This is a genomic window from Specibacter sp. NPDC078692 (genome assembly GCF_040686835.1).
Lineage (GTDB): Bacteria > Actinomycetota > Actinomycetes > Actinomycetales > Micrococcaceae > Specibacter.
Genome location: NZ_JBFBLV010000022.1, coordinates 39,094 through 55,035, shown reverse-complemented (window position 1 = coordinate 55,035; position 15,942 = coordinate 39,094). Strand labels below are relative to the sequence as shown.

The window sequence follows — 15,942 nt, the reverse complement described above, 5'->3', positions numbered from 1 at the left end:
CCTGGCGGATCAGGCCTGCTCGGCGCCTTCGGGCTTGCTCAGGTTGACGCTGTTCAAGTGGGCGCTGCCGGACTTGCGGTCGGCGTCGATCCAGATGTCGGGGTTCTCATCGATGAGAGCGTCTTCGGCGTCGGCGTCGGCCATGGCCCCGGAAGACTGGGTTGTTGTGGCGTTCGGGGCGAAGGTCTTGGCAACCACTGCGGTTGCGCCGGCGCGCTGCTTACGCAGGAAAATGAAGCTGACCACGAAGGCGCACAGGGCAGCGATCAGGGCCGCGGTGAGCGGGGTGAAGTTCAGCGCCATGTAGGCGATGAGGAAGAACGCCATAAAGAGCACGCCGCGGATCAGGGAGTATTTGAAGAAAGCCACGGACCAAGTTTAGCGGTTGAAGCTGGGCGTCTGCCCTACGCCTGCCAGGGTGCTGATTTTTCTCACAACGGTAGAATGAAGTATGCGCTATATCATTCCAGTGACCATAGGTGTTGTCCTGTTTGTGTACGGACTCATTGACTGCATCCGCAGTGAAGCCCGCGACGTACGCAGCATCCCTAAGCCTGCGTGGATTCTGGTGATCATCTTCTTGAACGTCATCGGCGTGGGGCTGTGGTTCCTCTTCGGGCGCCCGCAGTATGCCGCTTCGGGCTCGGGCAGTTCCTCCTCGTTTGGCCCTTCCGCCGCCGGTCCGCGTCGGCCCGCCGCTACCGGTAGTCAGCAACGTTCAACCGCGCCCGACGACGACCCCGAGTTCCTGCGCAATCTGGCGGTTAACAGGGCTCAGAAGCTGGAAGCCGATAGGCTCCGTAAGCTCAAAGCCGATTTGGACGCCCGCGAAGCCAAACTCCGCGAAGAGCACCCGAACGACGAAACGAAGAATTAGTCTCTAGGATCCCTGCGCACCAACTAAAGGGCTAAATTCCACGCCCTCCCATGGTCAAGCACCCTCCCCGCGGCTATGGTGGAAATCACAGTCGGCTGCTATTCCGCCAAGGAAGCTCAGCCGATGGCTACGTTGGGAGGGAACGTAATATGCCACGAACTAGTGCCATCAACATCCGTGCAAGCGGGAAAAGGAAACGGCTCAGACACTGGGCCTCCATCGTGGCGCTGGGGATGGGCCTAACGATTTTGCCCGGCTGTGCCGCCTCTGATGGCGTTCCCACCCTGACCTGGTACATCAATCCTGACGACGGCGGCCAAGCGAACCTGGCCCAGGTATGCACCACGGCGGCCGAGGGCGCCTACCGGATCGAAACCTCTCTGCTACCCAAGGATGCGGCCGCCCAGCGTGAGCAGTTGGCCCGCAGGCTTGCTGCCGGCGATTCTTCGCTGGACATCATGAGCATCGATCCCCCCTTCATTCCCGAACTTGCCGAGCCTGGCTTTCTGGCTCCGGTGCCCGCAGACGTGGCAGAGCGGACCAGTAAGAACGTTCTGGACGGTGCACTGGCAGGGGCAACCTGGAAAGACCAGCTGGTGACGGTTCCCTTCTGGGCTAACACCCAAATCCTCTGGTACCGGAAATCCGTGGCGAAAGCCGCTGGCCTGGATATGACAAAACCGGTGACGTGGGATCAGCTGATGGAAGCAACTCAGGAGCAAGGCAAATACCTCGGCGTCCAAGGCGCCCAAGCCGAGTCCATGACCGTATGGATCAACGCCCTCATCGAGTCCGCCGGCGGGCATATTCTACTGAACCCGGGAGCCCGGGCTGATGAGATCAAGCTCGGGCTGACCTCTCCCGCAGGCGAGAAGACCGCCGCAATTATTGGCACTATCGGCAAGAAGAATCTTGGCGGTCCTGGCCTGCCCACCTCAACGGAAAATGACTCCATGATTCTTTTCCAAGGGGACAAGGGTTCCTTCATGGTCAATTATCCGTTTGTCTGGCCGGCAACTAATGCGGCTGTGAAGGCAGGAAGCGTTAGCCAGGACGTCCTCGATGACATTGGCTGGACGCTTTACCCTCGCGTTGATGCGGATACTGATACTGCTCCTCCTCTGGGCGGGATCAATTTGGGCGTGGGCTCCAAGAGCCAGCATCAAGATCTGGCCTACAAGGCCATCGAGTGCATCACCTCTCCGGAGAATCAGGCCACCTACTTTGTGACCAACGGCAACCCGCCGTCAAATTCCACGGCATATGACGATCCGCGGGTGGAGAAGCAATTCCCCATGGCTCCGACGATCCGAGAATCACTGAAGCTCGCAGCACCCCGGCCACAGACGCCGTTCTACAACGAAATCTCCACGGGATTGCAGCAGCGTTGGACTCCACCGTCAGCGGTAGATCCCGCAACCACTCCACAGAATTCCCAAGACTTCATCCTTGCTGTACTTAGGGGGGACAGGCTGCTGTGAGCACCTCAATCAAAGCGTCCACGGACGCACCAGCAACTCGAGCGCAGCGCCGGCGTCCGCATCTGAGCGACCGGGCCAAGTCTGAGCGCAGACTGGGCTGGTATCTGGCCGGGCCTGCCTTCATTGTGATGCTGGCCGTAACCCTTTATCCCATCCTGCAGGCCTTTTGGGACTCGCTGTTTTCCCTGCGGCTGACAGCTCCTGACGACAAGGCGTTCATTTGGTTCGCCAACTACGTGACCGTTCTCTCCGATCCTGTCTGGTGGCGAGACTTGGGCGTCACGGTCATCATCACCGTTGTCACTGTGGTGATTGAGCTAATTCTGGGCTTTGCACTGGCTCTAGTCATGGATAAGGCGATCAAATCCCTGCGGGGTCTGTTGCGTACAGCCATTTTGGTTCCCTACGGAATCATTACCGTGGTCTCCGCCTACGCATGGTTCTACGCATTCGATATCAACTCTGGCTACGTCAACCATTGGTTCAGCTGGATCCCAGGGATTAGCACGGACCTGAACTGGTTCGCCGAATTCTGGCCGTCGCTCTTTGTCATCATGGCCTCGGAGATCTGGAAAACCACTCCCTTCATTTCTCTGTTGTTGCTGGCTGGCTTGGCGCAGGTGCCTGGCGAACTCACAGAAGCAGCCCAGGTGGATGGAGCCACCTGGTGGGAACGCTTTCGGAAGGTCATTGTGCCCAACATGAAGGCGGCCATTATGGTTGCCGTTCTGTTCCGCACCTTGGATGCCTTCAGAATCTTTGACAATGTCTTCATCATGACCAACGGGGCCCACGGCACCGAGGTGCTGTCACTGCTGGCTTACCGTACGTCCATTTCCCGGCTGGAAATTGGGCTCGGCTCAGCTATCTCGGTGCTCTTGTTTGTGTGCGTGCTGATCATTTGTTTTGTTGCCATCAAACTTTTCAAGGTGGATCTCGCAGGAACGCAGGGAGGTAAGTCATGACCAGCGGAAAGCAAAAGATCACTTGGGCGGGTATCGCCATCTTGGTGCTGATTTACGCGCTTTTTCCTGTGGCATCAATTCTCTCCACATCGTTCAAGGCACCCAGCGACCTCACCTCAGGAAAATTCCTGCCCAGCTCCGGTGCTGGCACCTTGGAGAACTACGAGCAGATATTAGTCGGCGATGCCCAGGGACTTTTCCTCTCGGCATTGCGCAACTCGATCGGGATCGCACTGATCGCAACTTTCATCGCGGTGGTGCTAGCCACCTTGTGCGCCTACGCCATTGCCAGACTAGATTTCCCTGGCAAGAAAATTGTGCTGACGACGGCGCTGGCTGTCTCGATCTTCCCTGTCATCTCCATCGTCACACCACTGTTCAACCTGTGGCGAAACATTGGCCTCTATGACACGTGGCTCGGATTGATCATCCCGTATCTTTCGCTGACACTGCCCATCTCGATCTGGACGCTGGCAGCATTCTTCCGCCAGATCCCGTGGGAACTTGAACAGGCGGCTCAGGTGGATGGAGCCACTACATGGCAGGCCTTCCGCAAGGCGATTGTGCCACTGGCTGCACCTGGGGTCTTCACCACGGCGATCATTGCGTTTTTCATCGCCTGGAATGACTTTGTGTACGGCATTTCCCTCACCTCTACTGAAAGCGCACGAACAGTGCCGGCGGCTCTGGCGTTCTTCACCGGCGCATCCCAGTTTGAAGCGCCAACGGGCGCCATCTCGGCTGCGGCCATCATCGTGACAATTCCCGTGGTCCTGTTGGTCTTGCTTTTCCAACGCCAAATTGTCTCGGGCTTGACCCAGGGCGCCGTCAAGGGCTGAAACCTTTACTCACAGAATAGGATCGCGAGCATGGCTGCTATCACCCTCAAAAATATCGTCAAGAAGTACGGGGACGGCTTTCCGGCAGTTAACGATGTCAGCATTGACATCGCCGATGGTGAATTCGTCATCTTGGTAGGCCCCTCGGGTTGCGGTAAATCCACTATCTTGCGCATGATCGTGGGCTTGGAGGACATTACCTCCGGAGAATTGCTGATTGGCGGGCAACGTGCCAATGACAAGGCTCCCCGAGACCGGAATCTTGCCATGGTCTTCCAGAACTATGCCTTGTACCCACACCTCACGGTGTTTGAAAATATTGCGTTCCCTTTGCGTTTGGCCAAGGGCAGGCACCAGGAAGAGGATGTCCAGCGGCTGGTCACAGAAGCCGCGGCCATGCTGGAACTCACAGATCACCTGCAACGTAAACCGGCCAACCTATCCGGCGGGCAGCGGCAGCGGGTGGCTATGGGCCGGGCCATTGTTCGTCAGGCGGATGCGTTTCTCTTTGATGAGCCCCTCTCAAACCTGGATGCAAAGCTGCGCGGTCAGATGCGTTCAGAAATTTCTCAGATGCAGCGCCGGCTAGCCACTACTTCTGTCTACGTCACGCACGATCAAACCGAGGCCATGACCCTCGGTGACAGGGTCGCCGTGCTCAAGAAGGGTGAACTGCAGCAGATCGCTTCACCACGCGAGCTCTACGAGCAGCCGGTGAACTTGTTCGTGGCAGGATTCATTGGTTCCCCTTCGATGAACTTCCTACCGGCCAGCCTCGAGGGGAACATCCTGAGCACAGCCATCGGAGACATTGAAATCTCTCCCGAGAAAGCAGACAAGGCCAGAGACCGTCCGGTGATACTGGTGGGTGTGCGTCCGGAGTTCTTTGAGGACGCTTCCCTAGTAGAGGAGCACAAACTTCATCACGGTTCCACCTTCACCGCTGAGTTGACCCACACCGAGTGGCTGGGCAACGAACAGTACGGCTACATCAATTTCGATCCAGCCCCGGAAGTCCGCGAAATGCTGAACAGTCTGGCACGGGATATGGACGCCGATGAGCTGCGACCGCAAGTTGTGGTGACCTTGGATGCCGCCAGCAAGATCCGCGGTGGCCGTCCGGCCGAGCTCTGGTTGGACACCCGCCGCTTGCACCTCTTTGACCCCAAGACAGGGGAAAACCTGACTCTGGACGCGGAAGAGGGTGCCCGTTTGACGGCAGAGGCCAATGCCGAACGGGCCGAGGAAATTGAGTCTGCAAGGCAGGTCGCCGCACACTGAAATATCCAGGATCTGCAATATCTAGGCTCTGAAGTTTTTGCGTCATTCGCGGCGAACCCCGGCACGGCATTAATGCCGTGCCGGGGTTCGTCGTGGCAGAGGTGCCTTTTGCAGTCCATCACCGTCAGCTCTCGTGGCAGCCGACTCCTGCGATATTTGGCTGCGCGCCGTTGCTGGAATCATTTGACAATGGCACTAGCGGGATCGGAAACAACAATCGCCACGGCACAGCATGCCCACCAACCGTAACGGCCGCAGTCTCAGCAGATGCGATCCCATGCCTGGCTGCAGAATCACGCTCGGTTTCAACATGATCGCTGTCCAGACCCTGCTCATCATTGGGGATGTTTACTGATGCATTCATGGGATTATTTGCCTGCCGTTTCTATGATGATGTTCAGACCGTTATCCATGTCCATGGACGCCTGGAGGATTTCACGCCCGGCGCAGCCACCTTTGTGCCTTCTGGTGCTACTTCTTTTCTTCGATCTTCACGGTCCAGGAATCAAGGTTGCCGGCCTTGACATCCAGAAAGTAGTTGCCGGCCTTCTTATGGATGGCCGTGGTGTTGCTCTCCGGCTTGGATGCCATGACAACCGGAATGCCGCCGTCAACCATGATGTCGGTGCCTTCCTTCTCCAAGTAGATGGCGGCGATTGCCATCTCCGGGTCTGATCCGATGAACTCGTAAACCAATCGGGTTTCCTTGCCGGAGAGTGCAAAGACTTGGCTGGCCTGGTCCGCGGTGCCGTTCAGTGCGGCAACTTCAACCCAGGTTGCTTCGGCGGGCTTTTCAGCCGGCTTCTCGGCTGCTTTCTCAACCGGCTTTTCGGCTGCAGGAGCTTCGGCAACCGGTGCGGCCGGAGCCTCGATGCCCGATTCGACGACGGCTTTGGTGCCTGATGATGCAGCCGAGGCTCCGCCAATGCCGCCTACCAGCAGCAGGACCGCAGTGACCGCAATGGCCACAATCTTGTTCTTGGGGTACCCGGCCAGTGCATTGCCGGCCTTGTCCGTCTGCTTTCCGGCCAAGGTGATGATCAGATCGATCAGCGCCCAGACACCGAGTCCACCCAGGGTGAACAGCTTCAGCAGACCCGTGCCAACCTTGCCCAGATAGAAGCGGTCCACACCCCAGTAGCCAAGGAACAAGGAGAGCAACCAGGTCACCATAAATGACTTGGATCCCTCGTGCTGAACAGGAGTGAACGGCGCCTGCTGCGCTTCTTTGGTGTAGCTTTCGTGCTGCATGATGCTTCCTTTCGGGCAGAGCAAATCTGCCGGTTATGGGTGTTTCATTTGATGGTTCAGCAACCGCGTAGTGTGCAGCCGTTGCTCTAAGGAGTTATTGCTTGGTCCAGGAACCACAGCGTGAGGACTTGAAATCTTGTCCCGCAGTAAGAGTTACGGAGGGAAGGCCGCCACCCGGGAGGTCATTATTGATGATGTCGTCGCCATTGGTGCCACTTGCAAGGATTGCCCAGTAGCAGGATGAGCCAACATTGCTACTGGCTTTGTAGCTTCCGGCTTCGATATCCACCCCAACAACCCAGGTGCCATCGGTGATGGTGTTGGCTTCTTTCTTCTTTTCCACCGTGGTCACGGCCGACTCGCGTTTCTTGAGCTCTTCCTCAGCCTTCTTCACAGCGGCCTCACGGAGTAGCAGGGCGTCGTCCTGCTCCACGGCCGCCGACCTGCTGGCGGCAACCTCGCCCTGGAGTTCTTCCAGCTGGCCCCTAAAGGCGTCACGGTCGGTCGCGGCCTTTTGGCCCGTGGCTTCGAGGGCGAGGTACTCATCACTGTTCGCGGGGTCCGTGGTGGCCTGGCCCAACCAAAAACCTCCACCAAAAAGCAGTACGACGGCGAGCGCCACGGCCACCGCTTTTACGCCACGGCGCTTGGGTTTATCGGCGCCGTTTACATCGGACTTGCTCATGACGTTCTCCTTATTGCTTAGAGCAGCTACTTGGCCGCGGTTTCCACAATGATGTTGAGCCCGTCGTCCGGATGGTAGGTCCAAGACGCGGTGTACCCAGACCATTCGGTGCTCTGGGTCCCATCAAGGGCTCGCGTTGATTCCAGCTTCGTGAAGATGCTTTCGGGTGCTTCCAGTTCGTTGAGGACGCAGACCACGGCCGCAACATCAGTGCCGGTGCTCTCTTCGCCGCTGGTCTGCAGGTTCAGGCTCTTGCCGTTGTCCAATACGTCAACGCCGGTGGCGTCCACAACGGAACATTTCTCAAGAGCGGCCGGAATGGCGTTGGAGCTCGCCATGGCATCACCCAGAGCAGCGCCACCGGCGGCGAGCAACAAGCCCGCTACCAGGCCAATCGACAAGCCGCCGAGTCCGAAGTAAAGGTGTTTACGGCTCTTGACCTGCGGAGCAGGAACGTCTGGGCCAATCGGAACAACTTCCGGTGCTGCGGGACTTGTCATGGTCACTCCTGATGATGGTCTTTTACTGCGACATCTAAGGAATTGCGGGCTCCCCCAATGGCCAGCCCGGAATTCTTCACCACGTCCCAGCACTTGATCTGTGCTCTGGAATGAATCTAAAGTGCCCGGGCAATTGAAGCCACGTAAGCGTTGATAACAGGGGTTATCAACATATCCACAGGGATTGTCCACAATGGCCATAGAATGGACTCGTACCTCAAAGACAAGGAGATCCGCATGACCGACCAGCAAGAACAGCAACTGCAGATCACCTTGTCCGAGATTGCGAATCTGGCTCAGGTCCAGCGCCCAGTAGTGTCCATGTGGCGCTCCCGCAGTAAGAATTCAGCAGATCCTTTCCCGGTCTCCATCGGCACCAGCGGCCGCCAGGAACTCTTCAACGCCGCAGAAATAACGGACTGGCTGACCGTCACCGGCCGTGGCAATAATCCCCACGCAGCTGAGGATGCAGCAGCCTTCGCCTCCCCCTTGGGCCAGGAAAGCAAGGACACGCATTTCTCCGGTCTCACGGCGCTGATTGCTTTGCGCTGCCTCATGGATATGCCGCTGGGAGGCCATAACGCCGAGGATCTGGTGGATTTCGCCGATGAATACGATCCTGACAATGAGTTCCTCTTCACCGAGATAGAGGATCTTGGTCCAAATCTGCTCCCACTGGCCCGCTACGCGGATCTCCTGACGGACGCCTCCTACACGGCGGCAGCGGCCTTTGAGCAACTGCTTGGGGATAGATTCCGCGCCGGCCCTGCCGTTCAGGCCAAGACGATGCTGACCGCCGAAGCTACTGAGCTGCTCGCCGCCACTGCGGTGGAATTAACGGCAGGAAGTGAACAGGAACCTGTTTTCACGGACGACGGCGGCAGCGACTTCCTGCTGGCCGTCGCCGACATTTTGGGTGAGGCCGCGCCGGCCACCTTGTGTGTGGGGTCTCTGGCTTCCGAATCAGCCCGGCTTGCTCGCAGGCGAATGCTGGTGCATGGCAGGTCCAAGGAAAATCTGCACGTCACCAACCAGGCTGGCACTGTCCGCGAGGAACAAGTCAAGGTCAGACTGGCGCAGTTCCCTTCCCCCTCGTTCCCCACCTCGGATGCTGTTGAGGTCTTAACGGCCATCGACAACATCTCCTTGGAAATGACCCATCGGGAGTGTGCCGTTGTTCTGGCCCCAGCACCGATCCTGAGCGATTCCTTACTGCGCACAACTCATAATCGTGAGGCGGAGGCCATCCGTTCAGACATTCTGCGTTCGGACCGGGTTCGTGCCATAGTCCGGCTACCGCAGGGGATGCTTCCATCTAGCCCGCGCCAAGCCCAAGCGTTGTGGGTGCTCGGACCCGCGCATGCCAATGTTGCCATTGCCGATCGGTGGACCATGGTGGCCGATCTTTCAGGGCAAGAAATGACGGCGGCCGTCAGGGCTGACCTGGTTGGTGATCTCGCCGCGTCGATGGGCAATCGTGATTATGTCCGGGCACATTCATTCCGTTTTGCCCGGATTGTGCGGACACGTTCTTTGCTGGCAAAACAAGGGTCGTTGACGGCCGCAGCTCAGTCCGCGCCGAGCCCTGCTCTACCGTCACAGGCTTCCGCTGCAGAGCTGATTCGGGCGGAGAATCTAATCGAATCAGTCAGCCAGAGCCAAACTTCGACGCTGAGCATCGCGCTAAGCGCCGAAAACCGCACGGAGCTTAGCCCAACAACTGTTGACGCGGCGATTAAGTCCGGTGCCGTGAAATACCTTCCCGGCCATCGCCTTGCTGACGAGCATGTGGAAGCGGAACTCTCCGGGCGCGCCCAGCTCCCCATCATCGGCGTCGAGGAAATCAGCGGAGAATTACCATGTGAATCCCGCAAGATCAGCCAGCTGGTGTTCGCCAACGCCTACCCGCAAGGCAGGTTGAGCGAACCGGGCGACGTCATCTTCGCAACCGGAGCGCACGCTGGCGCCATGGTCGATGAGGTGGGGGCCGCCGTCGTACTATATCCGGCGAGGATCCTGCGGATCAGCTCCAAAAGTTCCGGTGGATTACTTCCGGAGGTTCTGGCGCGAGATTTATCGGACAGGACTGGTGATTGGCGGCAATGCCCTGCACGCAGGATGCACGACGGCGCCAAGCCCGCCTTGAGCGGGGCGTTGGCTGCGGTGGCGGAGGAACGTCGGAGGCTGGCGGTACGGTTGCAACAGTTGGATGAGCTTTCCGCGCTGCTCGTTGATGGCGCTGTGCATGGAAGTTTTTCGGTATTGAATTTTGGCATGACTACGGAGGGAACCAGCTAGTGGCTGCGAAGAAGGCAAAGGTTGAGGCGCTGCCCTCAACCATGAAGGAATTGAAGGACACGCTGTGGAAGGCCGCGGACAAGCTGCGCGGGTCCATGGATGCTTCGCAGTACAAGGACGTCATTTTGGGGCTCGTGTTTCTCAAGTACGTTTCCGATGCCTTCGACGAGCGCCGTGAGCAGATTCGCGCCGAGCTGACGGTCGAGGGCCTGAACGAGGACCAGATCGGCCAGCTTATTGACGATGTTGATGAGTACACGGGCCGTGGCGTGTTCTGGGTTCCTGCTCGCGCACGCTGGACGTACCTGGCGCAGAATGCCAAGGGCACCTCGGCTTCCTTGGACGAGCACGCAAAGTCCATCGGGGAACTCATCGACGACGCCATGGCGTACGTGATGGGATCGAACCCGTCGCTGGCGGCCACGCTGCCCCTGATTTTCAACAAGGACAACATCGACCAGCGCCGTTTGGGCGAGCTGCTGGACCTGTTCAACTCCGCCAAGTTCACCGGCGAGGGCGCCACAAAGGCCCGCGACTTGTTGGGCGAGGTGTACGAATACTTCCTGGAGAAGTTCGCCAAGGCCGAGGGTAAGCGCGGCGGTGAATTCTACACGCCGGCTGGTGTGGTCCGCGTGCTTGTGGAGGTTTTGGAACCGACGCACGGCCGCGTTTACGACCCCGCCTGCGGGTCCGGCGGCATGTTTGTGCAGGCCGAGAAGTTCCTGGAATCGCACAACAAGGAGGGCTCGGAGATCTCGGTCTACGGGCAGGAACTCAACGAGCGCACCTGGCGCATGGCGAAGATGAACCTTGCCATTCACGGTCTCAACGGCAACCTTGCCTCACGCTGGGGCGATACCTTTGCACGCGATCAGCACCCGGATATGCAGGCCGATTTCATAATGGCCAACCCGCCGTTCAACATCAAGGACTGGGCTCGTTCCGAGAGTGACCCCCGCTGGAAGTACGGCGTACCTCCGGCAGGCAACGCGAACTATGCGTGGATTCAGCACATCATTTCCAAGCTGGCCCTAGGCGGTTCGGCCGGCGTGGTCATGGCGAATGGCTCCATGTCGTCGAACTCCGGCGGCGAGGGCGAAATCCGCGCGCAGCTAGTGGAGGCCGATCTGGTTTCCTGCATGATCGCCCTGCCCACGCAGCTGTTCCGCTCCACCGGTATTCCTGTGTGCACATGGTTCTTCGCGAAGGACAAGACTGCCGGCGCTGCGGGTTCCGTTGACCGGACCGGGCAGGTCCTGTTCATCGACGCCCGGAACCTGGGGCATATGGTGGATCGCGCCGAGCGCGCTTTGTCTGATGAGGACATTGCTCGCATCGCGGGGACGTTCCACGCCTGGCGCGGTTCTGCTTCCGCTGCTGCCTCTGGTCTCACATACGACGACGAACCCGGCTTCTGCAAGTCCGCCACCCTCGCGGAAATCAAGGCTGCTGATTACGCTCTGACCCCGGGCCGCTATGTTGGTGCTGCCGAAGTCGAGGACGACGGCGAGCCGATCGAGGAAAAGATCGCGCGTTTGTCTACGGAGCTATTTGAGCAGTTCGACGAGTCTTCTCGGTTGGCGGCTGTTGTCCGCGAGCAGCTGGGGAGGGTTCTGTGAGTCGCAAGACTATGAAAATTCAGGATATTGCGGCTCCCTCGGCACGCTCTATAGCAATCGGTCCATTCGGTTCTAACCTCAAGGCAGAGCTCTACACTCCTTCCGGCGTCCCAGTTGTTCGAGGGCAGAACATTAAGGCGAGTCCCTATCTCGATGAAGAAGACTTGGTGTTTGTTTCTCCTGAAACTGCCGAGAAACTCTCGTCATCGATGCTGAATGAGGGCGACTTAGTCTTTCCGCACAGGGGTGCGATCGGTCGAGTCGGACTGGTCGGGAAAAAGCGCATGTTGCTCTCGTCAAGCATGATGAAACTGACTGTCGACCCCGCCAAAGCGGATCCGAAATACGTTTTGTATTATTTCAGAGGCCCGGGTGAGCGTGAGCTGCTAATGCGTGCCTCCACCGTCGGGACACCTGGAATTGGTCAACCACTTACTTCACTTCGTGGCATCTCCATTGAGCTTCCAGAACTCGAACAGCAGCAAGCCATCGCAGAGGTCCTGGGTGCCCTCGACGACAAGATCGCCGCCAACACCAAACTCGCTGCGACCTTTGAATCCCTAGGAACTGCCAAGCTTCAGGCGCTGGGAATCAACGCTGAGCCGGAGGCTGGCTTTGTCACCTTGGATACCTTGTTTGACTTCAATCCGCGCCGAACGCCAGCTTCTGACACCGTCACCTTGATCGACATGCAGGCTCTGCCCACTTCTGAACCGCTGGTCGGAACCTGGTCTGAAGGTCCCAAGAAGGGTGGGACCCGCTTCATGAACGGCGACACTTTATTGGCACGCATTACGCCGTGTTTGGAGAATCGCAAGACCGGTTTCGTTGATTTTCTTGACGACGGCCAAGTAGGCATCGGTTCTACGGAATTCATCGTCATGAGATCCCGCGAAGGGCTACCGCTGGGGCTGTCATATTTTGTTGCCACCAGCAGTAGATTTAGAGACTTCGCTATTCAGAACATGGTAGGCACGTCGGGCCGCCAACGGGTGGCTGCAGCTGATATCGCGCGATTTGAGTTCAACCCAATCGAATCAACAGATCTGGTTGAGTTCGGTTCTTGGGCGGACACGAATCTTCGTCTTCTCGGGTCACTTCGGACTGAGAATAAGACACTGGCCGCCACCCGCGACGCGCTGCTCCCCCAGCTAATGTCCGGCAAGCTGCGTGTCAAAGAGGCCGAAGCACTCGTCTCGGCAGCGGTCTGATCAGGAACTGGGCGGCGCAGCAGCACCGCCCAGTTCCGTAACACTGCAGGGCGAGTTCGCAAACTCTCAATCTGTCAGTAATATTTGCACGGGCTGACTTAGTGATGCCCTGCCACACCTGGCGCACCGCCCAACCAATAGGAACGAATCCCATGCATTTTCTAACTCTTGAAGGTGCCCGATGATCGTAGCCAAGCTGTTTAAGTTCTTTGCCGTCCTGGCAACGGCATTTGTCCTGGTACTGGGCGGTATCGCCTTTGCGAATGTGTCCGGATTCAACTTGTTCCAGCTAGGTGCGAAGGACCGGAGCCATCCCGTATTGCTGCAATCAATTCAAGACGTGAGCCAGTACCACGCCGCAGTTGGCAACTTCGATGTGTTAGTCGACTTCGAGGACCCCGCTTCTAAAATCGAAGCCGGGCTGCCCGGCGTCATCGCCGGACAAGTACCCGACTTCATTGCCGGGCGTCGGACGATATTTGTAGGGGCGGGTACTGTCAACGCCTACGTCGATTTTTCCGGTTTTGTCGAGAATGACTTGACCTATTCGGATGATGGCAAGTCTGTGTCGGTCCGTCTGCCCGAAACTAAACTCGACAAGCCCAACCTTGACCAAGAGCGATCTGGCGTTGTTTCGCAGGAACTTGGCGTACTCGATCGAATCAACGATGCGTTGGCAGTTCCCGATCAGGCCAAGTTCTACAAGATGGCCGAAGAAAAGATAGCCGCAGGTGCGGAAGAGTCGGAATTGAAGAAGCGGGCGACTGAGAACACCAAGGCCATGCTGACAGGCATGTTCGGCTCAATGGAAATCCAGGTCATTTTCCGCGACTAGGCCAAGCAGCCTCAGCAGACTGCCATTGTCGACTGAGGGTCGGAAACTCCTCTGCCTTGGCATGATCAAGTGCGATTTGAACAGTAACAGGTATTTCCAGTCATCATCAGAAGTTCGGCATCTCTTCAGAGCCCAAAAACCCACCTCCGCGCAACCCGCGACGGAAAGTTCCACAAGTCGTTATCCTCTGTCGTCGTCGTCCCGTTTGGTGGATACGTACCCGGCCTTGAAGTCCAAGATTTCTCAACGCCCATTTCCAAGGTGTTGCAGGGACTGATGCCTCCCCAGCCAGATGTCCGGCAAGCTGCGGGTCAGGGATGCGGAATCAGCTTATTCAGAACTGGCCGAGTTACAACTCCAAGTTTTCTCCAAGTTCAATTTGTACTTGGAGAAAACTTGAAGTTGCGTTCCCACGCTATGCCGGGATGCTGTGGGCGAAACCCGTCCAACCTACGCTCCACCCTGCAATTTCTGGACCAAGTCCGGTGTTGCACGCCAGATGTACTGCTTACCACTCTTGGAACGGAGCAGGAGCCCGCGTTTCTCCAGAGCCGCAAGGTCGTGGCGTGCCGTCTCTCCTGAAGTTGCATAGGCACCCGAATACCATCGAATATTGGCCACAGTGGATGGATCTTTCGACACCAGCTCCAGGAAGGCAATCTGCCGATGATTAAACTCTCCACGAGCTAGGTGCAGCAAGGCGCGCACATTGACCAGCTCCTGTGTCTTCCTTTCTAGGTAGGCGGTGAGATCATCCAGCGCCCTGTCAACAACCTGCACGTGATACAGCAAGAAATAGGTGAGGTCGCCGTCGTCGTCCTCTGTTAAAAGATAGGAACGCGCGTACTGCCCCGGAGCCTTTCGTAGAATCCTGGAAATCGTGATGAACTCAGCCAACCAATAACCCTGATGGAGCATGCTCCAGTAGAACAACGCCCTAGCAGTTCGCCCGTTCCCATCCGCGAAGTAGTGGTCGTAGCCCATCATAAAGTGCAGCACGATGGCCCTGACAACGGGCGGCATGTAACTGCCGTCTCCGGCGTCTCCATTTGCAAAGTCGCAAAGCGCCTGAAGCCGCCGGGGCAATTCCTCAGCTGGCGGGGGTGCATGAAGCAATTGTTCGTCGTCTCCCCACACTCCAACCCTCTGAACGCCGGGTTGCTCCAACCGTCCCGCGTCGTCAGGATCATCCAACGTGCCATCCGTTACGATGCGGTGAAGCTCGAAAACCAACTCGGGAGTCAACTTTTGATCCCGAATCTGCCGAATATGCTTCATGGCCAAGAAATTGTTGAGAATCATCCGCTCGCTGTTTGTGACAGGCTTTCGGCCGCTCTGCAGCATATCCTTCGCCACCCGACGAGAAGTCGATGCGCCCTCCAGCTGGCTCGAGGTTATAGCCTCCTCAATGAGTGAGTTGATGATGTATTGGTTGCGATCACGCCCTGTAGCCACGGGCTCGGGAAGCTTAATTTCACCACTTGCGGAGCGGGTGATCTTTTCACACGTAGCCAGCAGCTGGTCATTGAGCGAGTAACCAAAGTGCGCGCCTTCCTTGTCGAGCAGCGGAACAACCCTCTGCTGTTGCCGACGCTTGTTTTTAAGCTGAAACCACCATTGCTCGTGTGATAGGCCTTCCGGCGGCATCTTGTAGCGCAATTTATCCCAATGCAGGTACTCCGAATCGTCGACGTCGCGAGTAAGCATCTCGATCAAGTCGGAGGGGTTCAAAGTCGAGAATGACTCAGCGATGACGTTGAGGTCAGGTGCAGGCATCGGAACCTTCATGGCGCATTCATCTCCAAGTTTTCTCCAAATTCAATTTGAACTTGTAGAACCATTGTAGCCTTTCTCCAAGTTCAAGAAAACATTGGAGAAAGGTTGGAGTTGGAGTGCTGACGCGCGCAATGAACGGATTTCAAACGCCAACAGCTCCCGGACAAGCCCACCAATTTCTGTACAAGTTCACACACTCTTGTTGAATTTCACTTAGGTTCATTGACAGCCATGGTTGAGGTGAAAGATGGAGCAGAAGGGATGTCCTTTTTGCGCCCCGGATACGGCGCGGGGCACGGACGGCATCGGCGCTCTAGCGTCAGC

Annotated in this window: 15 protein-coding genes; 9 read left to right on the top strand and 6 right to left on the bottom strand. The window is 57.5% G+C overall.

Annotation, left to right across the window (positions count from 1 at the left end; genetic code table 11):
* Nucleotides 1–9: 9 nt before the first annotated feature.
* Complete coding sequence (locus AB0O97_RS14570; protein WP_363842749.1) at nucleotides 10–369, bottom strand: DUF4229 domain-containing protein; 360 nt, start codon at nucleotides 367–369, stop codon at nucleotides 10–12.
* 82 nt (nucleotides 370–451) lie between these two features.
* On the opposite strand from AB0O97_RS14570, the gene AB0O97_RS14565 reads away from it, so the two are divergent.
* The 5 genes from AB0O97_RS14565 (at nucleotide 452) to ugpC (ending at nucleotide 5,443) form a co-directional block, all read left to right on the top strand.
* Complete coding sequence (locus AB0O97_RS14565; RefSeq protein WP_363842747.1) at nucleotides 452–877, top strand: PLD nuclease N-terminal domain-containing protein; 426 nt, start codon at nucleotides 452–454, stop codon at nucleotides 875–877.
* Nucleotides 878–1,110: 233 nt separating this feature from the next.
* A complete protein-coding gene (locus AB0O97_RS14560; RefSeq protein ID WP_363842923.1) occupies nucleotides 1,111–2,358 on the top strand; it encodes an extracellular solute-binding protein in 1,248 nt (415 codons plus the stop codon).
* 8 nt (nucleotides 2,359–2,366) lie between these two features.
* Nucleotides 2,367–3,323: a sugar ABC transporter permease gene (locus AB0O97_RS14555; RefSeq protein ID WP_363883688.1), complete on the top strand. Its 957-nt coding sequence runs from the start codon at nucleotides 2,367–2,369 to the stop codon at nucleotides 3,321–3,323.
* Complete coding sequence (locus AB0O97_RS14550; protein WP_363842745.1) at nucleotides 3,320–4,162, top strand: carbohydrate ABC transporter permease; 843 nt, start codon at nucleotides 3,320–3,322, stop codon at nucleotides 4,160–4,162. Before AB0O97_RS14555 ends, AB0O97_RS14550 begins: the two co-directional genes overlap by 4 nt.
* Nucleotides 4,163–4,192: 30 nt before the next feature.
* The gene (gene ugpC, locus AB0O97_RS14545; protein ID WP_363883646.1) at nucleotides 4,193–5,443 is read left to right on the top strand and encodes a sn-glycerol-3-phosphate ABC transporter ATP-binding protein UgpC; all 1,251 of its coding nucleotides are present in this window, start codon (nucleotides 4,193–4,195) and stop codon (nucleotides 5,441–5,443) included.
* Nucleotides 5,444–5,567: 124 nt separating this feature from the next.
* Here the strand turns inward: ugpC and AB0O97_RS14540 are convergent, their stop codons facing one another.
* From AB0O97_RS14540 to AB0O97_RS14525, 4 genes are all read right to left on the bottom strand, one after another.
* Entirely contained in the window at nucleotides 5,568–5,807 is a 240-nt protein-coding gene (locus AB0O97_RS14540; protein WP_363883644.1) for a hypothetical protein, read from the bottom strand.
* A gap of 107 nt (nucleotides 5,808–5,914) precedes the next feature.
* Nucleotides 5,915–6,694 carry a TM2 domain-containing protein gene (locus tag AB0O97_RS14535; RefSeq protein WP_363883643.1) on the bottom strand — a complete coding sequence of 260 codons (780 nt, stop codon included), beginning with the start codon at nucleotides 6,692–6,694 and terminating at the stop codon, nucleotides 5,915–5,917.
* A gap of 94 nt (nucleotides 6,695–6,788) precedes the next feature.
* Entirely contained in the window at nucleotides 6,789–7,379 is a 591-nt protein-coding gene (locus tag AB0O97_RS14530; protein WP_363883641.1) for a hypothetical protein, read from the bottom strand.
* Nucleotides 7,380–7,405: 26 nt separating this feature from the next.
* Complete coding sequence (locus tag AB0O97_RS14525; RefSeq protein ID WP_363883640.1) at nucleotides 7,406–7,879, bottom strand: hypothetical protein; 474 nt, start codon at nucleotides 7,877–7,879, stop codon at nucleotides 7,406–7,408.
* 237 nt (nucleotides 7,880–8,116) lie between these two features.
* On the opposite strand from AB0O97_RS14525, the gene AB0O97_RS14520 reads away from it, so the two are divergent.
* From AB0O97_RS14520 to AB0O97_RS14505, 4 genes are all read left to right on the top strand, one after another.
* Nucleotides 8,117–10,177, top strand: coding sequence for a hypothetical protein (locus AB0O97_RS14520; protein ID WP_363883639.1), 2,061 nt, complete (start codon nucleotides 8,117–8,119; stop codon nucleotides 10,175–10,177).
* Nucleotides 10,178–10,218: 41 nt separating this feature from the next.
* A complete protein-coding gene (locus tag AB0O97_RS14515) occupies nucleotides 10,219–11,796 on the top strand; it encodes a class I SAM-dependent DNA methyltransferase (protein WP_363883686.1) in 1,578 nt (525 codons plus the stop codon).
* Complete coding sequence (locus tag AB0O97_RS14510) at nucleotides 11,793–13,007, top strand: restriction endonuclease subunit S (RefSeq protein ID WP_363883637.1); 1,215 nt, start codon at nucleotides 11,793–11,795, stop codon at nucleotides 13,005–13,007. The genes AB0O97_RS14515 and AB0O97_RS14510 overlap by 4 nt, the downstream gene beginning before the upstream one ends.
* Nucleotides 13,008–13,188: 181 nt before the next feature.
* Nucleotides 13,189–13,842: a DUF4230 domain-containing protein gene (locus tag AB0O97_RS14505; protein WP_363883635.1), complete on the top strand. Its 654-nt coding sequence runs from the start codon at nucleotides 13,189–13,191 to the stop codon at nucleotides 13,840–13,842.
* A 450-nt stretch (nucleotides 13,843–14,292) separates the two neighbouring features.
* Here the strand turns inward: AB0O97_RS14505 and AB0O97_RS14500 are convergent, their stop codons facing one another.
* Nucleotides 14,293–15,630: a Fic family protein gene (locus AB0O97_RS14500; RefSeq protein ID WP_363883633.1), complete on the bottom strand. Its 1,338-nt coding sequence runs from the start codon at nucleotides 15,628–15,630 to the stop codon at nucleotides 14,293–14,295.
* Between the last annotated feature and the right edge of the window lie 312 nt (nucleotides 15,631–15,942).